Genomic DNA, 6158 nt, shown 5'->3' with positions numbered 1-6158 from the left:
GAGCGGCCGAGCGCGGGCAACGAGATCGCCGCTTCCTACGCCTTCCTCACCGATCAGATCCTGCGGCTGGTGTTCGATTTCACGACGCAACGGCTCTACCCCAGCAACAATCCCAGCGCCGCCGAGCGGCTGACCCTGGCGGCGGTCGGCGGCTACGGGCGCGGCGAGATGGCGCTCCATTCGGACGTCGACATCGCCTTCCTGACGCCCTGGAAGCAGACCGTATGGGGCGAGCAGGTGATCGAGGCGATGCTCTACACCTTGTGGGACCTCGGGCTGAAGATCGGCCATTCCAGCCGCTCGCTCGACGATATGGTCCGCATGGCCAAGGGCGATCTCACGATCCGCACCGCGCTACTGGAGGCGCGCTACGTCTGGGGCGACCAGCCGCTGTACGACGAGGCGGCGCGGCGCTTCGACACGCAGGTCGTCTCGGGCACCACGCGCGCCTTCGTCGTCGAGAAGCTCGCCGAACGCCAGCAGCGCCACGAGCGGATGGGCGACAGCCGCTACGTCGTCGAGCCCAATCTCAAGGAGGGCAAGGGCGGGCTGCGTGATCTCCATACGCTCTTCTGGATCGGCAAATATGCCTATCAGGTGCCCTCGGTCGGCGATCTCGTCGAAAAGGGGCTGATGACCGCGCAGGAGCTGCGGCGCTTCCGCCGCGCCGAGAATTTCCTGTGGGCGGTGCGCTGTCACCTCCACATCCTCTCGCGCCGGCCCGAGGACCGCCTGACCTTCGACGTCCAGTCCGATATCGCGCGGCGGATGCGCTACGCCGATCGGCCCGGGCGCACCGCGGTCGAGCGCTTCATGCAGCATTATTTCCTCACCGCGAAGGAAGTCGGCGATCTTACCGCCTTGTTCATGGCGCATCTCGACGAGCGGTTCGCGGGCCGCGGGCGGCGCCTCGGCATCCCCAGCCTCAAGCGCCGGCCGCGCCGGCTCGCGGGTTTCCAGCTCGATCGCGGCCGCCTCACGGCGCCGACCGACGGCTTCTTCGAGGACGATCCCGTCCGCCTCCTCCAATTGTTCGCCTTCGCAGACGTCAACGCGCTGGAAATCCACCCGCTGACTTTGCGCCAGGCCTCACGCGACGCCCGGCTGATCGAGGGCACGGTCCGCGCCGATCCCCGTGCCAACGCCTTGTTCCTGGAGGTGCTGACCTCGCCGCGCGATCCCGAGCGCGTGCTGCGCTGGATGAACGAAGCGGGCGTGTTCGGCCGCTTCGTCCCCGATTTCGGCCGCGTCGTCGCGCGCATGCAGTTCGACATGTATCACCATTACACGGTGGACGAGCATTCGCTGCGCGCGATCGGGCTGCTCAGCCGGATCGAGCATGGCACGCTGGAGACCGATCATCCGCTGGCGAGCGCGCTGCTGCCGAAGCTGGTCTCGCGGCGCGCGCTCTATGTGGCGGTGCTGCTCCACGATATCGCCAAGGGGCGCGGCGGCGATCATTCGGTGCTGGGCGCCGAAGTCGCGTACAAGCTCGGGCCGCGCTTCGGGCTGAGCGCCGCCGAGACCGAGACCGTCGCCTGGCTGGTCCGCTATCACCTGCTGATGTCGGACACCGCGTTCAAGCGCGACCTTTCTGATTTCAAGACGATCCTCGATTTCGCCGAGGCGGTGCAGAGCCCCGAGCGCCTGCGCCTGCTGCTGCTGCTCACGATCGTCGATATCCGCGCGGTCGGGCCCGGCGTGTGGAACGGCTGGAAGCGCCAGTTGCTCGCCGATCTCTACCTCGCCGCCGAGGAGGTGCTGCGCCCCGGCCACAAGCAGCGCGGGCGCGGCGAGCGCGTCGCCACCAAGCGCGCCGAGCTCGCGATCGAGCTCGGCTGGAGCCGCCATCGCTTCGACGATCACGCCCGGCGCTTTCCCGAAAGCTATTGGGTCGCCGAAGGGACCGACATCCTCGAACGCAACGCCCGCCAGATCGCCGCCGCCGACGCGGGCGGCAAATCGCTGTCGATCGTCGCGCAGGCCGATCCCCGGCGCGGCGCGACGCTCGTCACGATCTACGCCGGCGATCACCCCGGCCTCTTCTACCGCATCGCGGGCGCGATCCATCTCGCCGGCGGCAACATCATCGATGCGCGTATCCATACGACGCGCGACGGCATGGCGATCGACAATCTGCTGGTGCAGGATCCGTTCGGCCAGGCGTTCGACGATCCCCACCGGCTGCGGCGCCTGTCCAGCGCGATCGAGGATGCGCTGGCCAACCGCAGCCAGCTTTCCTCCCGGCTCGCCGCCAAGCCCTCGGCGCGCACCCGCGCCGACGCCTTCACGATCGAGCCCAACGTGCTGATCGATAACAAGGCCTCGAACCGCTACACCGTGGTCGAGATCAACGCCCGCGACCGCCCGGCATTGCTCCACGCGCTCGCCTACGCGCTGTTCCAGGCCAAGGTGACGATCCGCTCGGCGCACATCGCCACCTATGGCGAACGCGCGGTCGACGTCTTCTACCTGACCGATCTCACCGGCGACAAGATCGACGCGCCGACGCGGCTGCGCACGCTGGAACGGTTGTTGATCGAGGCGGCGGGCGGGGTGGCGGTCGAGGAGCTCCCGCACAAGGAAAAGGCGGCGGCCTAGAGGCTGTCGTTCAAGCGGAACGTCACCCCGGACTTGATCCGGGGTCCCGCTGCCTGCCAACGCTGAAGAAGAAGCGGGACCCCGGCTCAAGGCCGGGGCGACGAGAGTTCAACCTCAACAGGACAGACCTGTTCACGAGATGCCAGCTTTCGCGGGCATGACGACGTTTCTAACGCCCCTGCATGTCGCGGCTTTCGCCGGGCATGCGCACCGTCAGGCCGTCGAGCGTCGGGTCCAAGCGGATCTGGCAGGCGAGGCGGCTGGTGCGGGTGACCGAGGCGGCGAGATCGAGCAGGTCGTCCTCCTCCTCGCTCGCGCGCGGCAGGCGATCGAAATCGGCGGGATCGACGATGACGTGGCAGGTCGAGCAGGCCATCTGCCCTTCGCACGTCCCCTCCAGCGGCTGGCCGTTTGCCTGCGCGACCTCGAGCAGGCGCGCGCCCTCGGGCGCCTCGACCTCGCGCACCCGCTCGCCGTCGGCCGAAGCGAAGCGGACCCGCACCGTCATGCCCACTCCCGCTGCCGGGCGGCGGCGGCGTCGATCCGTGTCGCCGCCTCCACCAATTGCTCCTCGGTCGTATAGCGCCCGAAGCCGAGGCGAATGCTGGATTTCGCCGCCGCCTCGCTCAGGCCCAGCGCGCGCAGCACATGGCTCGGCCGTCCCGAGCCGCTGGCGCAGGCCGATCCGGCGGAGAAGGCGACATCGCGCAGCTCGGACATCAGCCGCGCGACATCGAGCCCCTCGCGCCGGATGTTGAGATTGCCGCGATAGCGCCGCTCGATCGCGCCGTTGATCGTCCAGCCGTCGCCGAACGCCGCGACGGCCGCATCCCACAGGCCTTCGACATGCCGGGCATCGATCGTCGTTCGCTCCGACGCCAACGATGCCGCCGCGCCGAAGCCAACGCACAAGGCGGGCGAAAGCGTTCCCGATCGCAAGCCATCCTGCTGCCCCCCGCCGTGGATCAGCGGCGCGAGCGTCGCGCCCTCGCGCAGCCACAGCGCGCCGACGCCCTTCGGCCCATGCAGCTTGTGCGCCGAGACCGCGACGAAATCGCAGGCTGGCGGGATCGCGACCCGCCCGAGCCCCTGCACCGCGTCGCACAGGAAGCGCGCCCCCGCCGCATGCGCGAGATCGGCCAGCGCGGCGATCGGCTGGAGGATTCCGATCTCGTTGTTGACCAGCATCGCGGCGACCAATGCGACATCGTCGCGGATCGCCCCGGCGGCCATGTCGAGATCGACGAGGCCGTCGCGGCCGACGGGCAGCACCCGCGCCTCATAGCCTTCCGCCGCCATCGCCGCGGCGGTATCGAGCACGCAGGCATGCTCGGTCGCGATGGTGACGATCGCGCGGCGGCCGCGCGGTGCGTGGCGCAGCGCCGACTGGATCGTCCAGTTCACCGCCTCGGTCGCGCCCGACGTGAAGACCACCCGCCCCGGCGGCAGATCGAGCGCCGCCGTCAGCCGATCGCCAGCATAAGCGACCGCCGCCGCCGCCTCGCGCCCCATGCGATGCGGCGAATGCGGGTTGCCGAACCTGTCACTCAGCCATGGCAGCATCGCGTCGCGCACCTCCGGGGCAAGCGGCGTGGTCGCCTGATAATCGAGGTAGATCATGCCGCGCGCGCCTCTGTGGTGCGCGCCAGCGCCGCCCAGGCGTCGGCGAAGACCGCGACCTCCTCCGCCGTCGTGGTCCAGCCGAAGCTCACCCGGATGACCTCGTCCGCGGCCTCCGGCGCCAGGCCGATCGCCGCCATGACGGGGCTGCGCTTGAGCGTGCCCGACGCGCAAGCGCTCCCCGCCGAGAGCGCTATGCCCGCGAGATCGAAGCGCATGAGCTGCACCGCCGCGCTGGCGCCGGGCATCCGGTAGGAGGCGATCGTCGGCAGGCGCGGGCCGGCATCGCAGATCACCACGCCCCCCGCCTTGCGCACCGCATCGTCCAGATCGGCCCTGAGCCCGGCAAGCTCCGCCATCCGGCCCGACTGCGCCCCGGCCGAAAGCGCCGCCGCGAAGCCGAGGATCGCGGGCAGATTCTCCGTGCCGGGACGATAGCCCTGCTCCTGTCCCTGCCCCCGGGGCGCGATCATTCCGAAGTCGCGGAGGAGCAACGCGCCGATTCCCGGCGGGCCGCCGAACTTGTGCGCGGAGATCGCGATCAGATCGGCGGGCGGCAGCGGCAGCTTGCCCGCCCCCTGCGCGCAATCGGCGAACAGCAGCCCGCCCCGCGCCGCGATGCGCCCCGCCAGACCCTCGAGCGGCTGGATCACCCCCGTCTCCGAATTGACCTGCTGGATCGCCACCATCGCGCCGGGGCGGTCTTCCAGCGCGCGATCGAGCGCTTCGATCGAGACCAGCCCGTCCTCCGCAACCGGCACCACGCGCGCATCGTCCACGGCGCCAGGCACCGCCGGATGCTCGACGTTCGAGACGATCGCCTTGCGCGCGCTCCCGTCCAGCGCGATCGCCGCCGCCTCGGTCGCGCCGCCGGTGAAGATCAGCTCGCCGTCCCATCCCAGCGTTTGCCGGATCGCTTCGCGCGCACGCTCCAGCGCCGCCCGCGCCGCCCGGCCCTCGGCATGCTGCGACGATGGATTGGCCCAGCGCTCCCACGCGTCGGCCATCGCCGCCTTCGCCTCGGGGCGCAGCGGCGTCGTCGCGGCATGATCGAGATAGATGCGGTGGCGCAAACGGCCTCTTCCAAAGATTGCGCGGGCGGGTTCAGTTTCTATATAGGCCGCCGATCGCCGCAGCCCTAGCGGCACTTTCCTCTCACGCGCAGGATCGCTTTTGCCCGAAGTCATTTTTCCCGGCCCGGAAGGGCGCCTCGAAGGCCGTTTCAATCCGGGGCCGCGCCCGCGCGCGCCCGTCGCGATGATCCTCCACCCGCATCCGCAGGCGGGCGGCACGATGAACAACGCGATCGTCCAGGCCTGCTACCAGACCTTCGTGCGGCGCGGATTCGCGACGTTGCGCTTCAATTTTCGCGGCGTCGGCAGGAGCCAGGGGGTGTTCGACAACGGCATCGGCGAGCTTTCCGATGCGGCGAGCGCGCTCGATTGGGTCCAGTCGATCCATCCCGAGGCGCAGACCACCTGGATCGCGGGCTTCTCGTTCGGCGCCTGGATCGGCATGCAGCTCCTGATGCGGCGGCCGGAGATCAAGGGCTTCATCTCGATCGCGCCGCCTGCGAACCTCTACGATTTCACCTTCCTCGCGCCCTGCCCCTCCTCGGGGATCATCATCCAGGGCGAGGGCGACGAGGTGGCGACCCCCGCCGCGACGCAGAAGCTGGTCGACAAGTTGCGCACCCAGCGGCACATCACGATCCACCACGATACGATCCCGCGCGCCAACCATTTCTTCGAACATGAGATGCCCGATCTGATGAAGTCGGTGGATGCCTATCTGGACATGCGCCTCAAGGCCTGAGAGACGGCACCGGCCCGATCAGTAGATCTTCTTCGCGCGGCGGATGCGCGGGATGCGCTGGCCGTCTTGCCGCCCCGCCAGCCAGGTCGCCAGCGCGAGCAGCGCCAGCATCGGCAGTTGCG

At 69.6% G+C, this 6158-nt stretch carries 5 protein-coding genes; 2 read left to right on the top strand and 3 right to left on the bottom strand.

Translation table 11 applies throughout. The annotated features are described in order from the left end of the window. The coding region (locus HUU94_RS09215) for a [protein-PII] uridylyltransferase (RefSeq protein ID WP_174274790.1) at positions 1-2601 on the top strand (2601 nt) is incomplete at its 5' end. Positions 2602-2770: 169 nt separating this feature from the next. Here the strand turns inward: HUU94_RS09215 and HUU94_RS09210 are convergent. From HUU94_RS09210 to HUU94_RS09200, 3 genes are read right to left on the bottom strand one after another with little or no spacing between them, the layout of a single operon-like run. Continuing rightward, the gene (locus tag HUU94_RS09210; RefSeq protein WP_174274789.1) at positions 2771-3109 is read right to left on the bottom strand and encodes a 2Fe-2S iron-sulfur cluster-binding protein; all 339 of its coding nucleotides are present in this window, start codon (positions 3107-3109) and stop codon (positions 2771-2773) included. Further along, positions 3106-4221: a cysteine desulfurase family protein gene (locus HUU94_RS09205; RefSeq protein WP_174274788.1), complete on the bottom strand. Its 1116-nt coding sequence runs from the start codon at positions 4219-4221 to the stop codon at positions 3106-3108. Before HUU94_RS09205 ends, HUU94_RS09210 begins: the two co-directional genes overlap by 4 nt. After that, positions 4218-5294, bottom strand: coding sequence for a cysteine desulfurase family protein (locus HUU94_RS09200; RefSeq protein WP_254602098.1), 1077 nt, complete (start codon positions 5292-5294; stop codon positions 4218-4220). Before HUU94_RS09200 ends, HUU94_RS09205 begins: the two co-directional genes overlap by 4 nt. A gap of 100 nt (positions 5295-5394) precedes the next feature. On the opposite strand from HUU94_RS09200, the gene HUU94_RS09195 reads away from it, so the two are divergent. Continuing rightward, positions 5395-6036 carry an alpha/beta hydrolase gene (locus HUU94_RS09195; protein WP_174274786.1) on the top strand — a complete coding sequence of 214 codons (642 nt, stop codon included), beginning with the start codon at positions 5395-5397 and terminating at the stop codon, positions 6034-6036. Positions 6037-6158 lie beyond the last annotated feature (122 nt).

The sequence above is a fragment of the Sphingomonas bacterium genome (assembly GCF_903644055.1).
Taxonomy (GTDB): domain Bacteria; phylum Pseudomonadota; class Alphaproteobacteria; order Sphingomonadales; family Sphingomonadaceae; genus Sphingomonas_I.
The sequence above is the reverse complement of the archived record's forward strand: the minus strand, read 5'-3'. Positions and strand labels throughout refer to the sequence as shown.

Coding starts and splice junctions, on each gene's coding strand:
- HUU94_RS09210 (WP_174274789.1), bottom strand. CDS start 3,109: ATGACGGTGCGGGTCCGCTTCGCTTCGGCCGACGGCGAGCGGGTGCGC.
- HUU94_RS09205 (WP_174274788.1), bottom strand. CDS start 4,221: ATGATCTACCTCGATTATCAGGCGACCACGCCGCTTGCCCCGGAGGTG.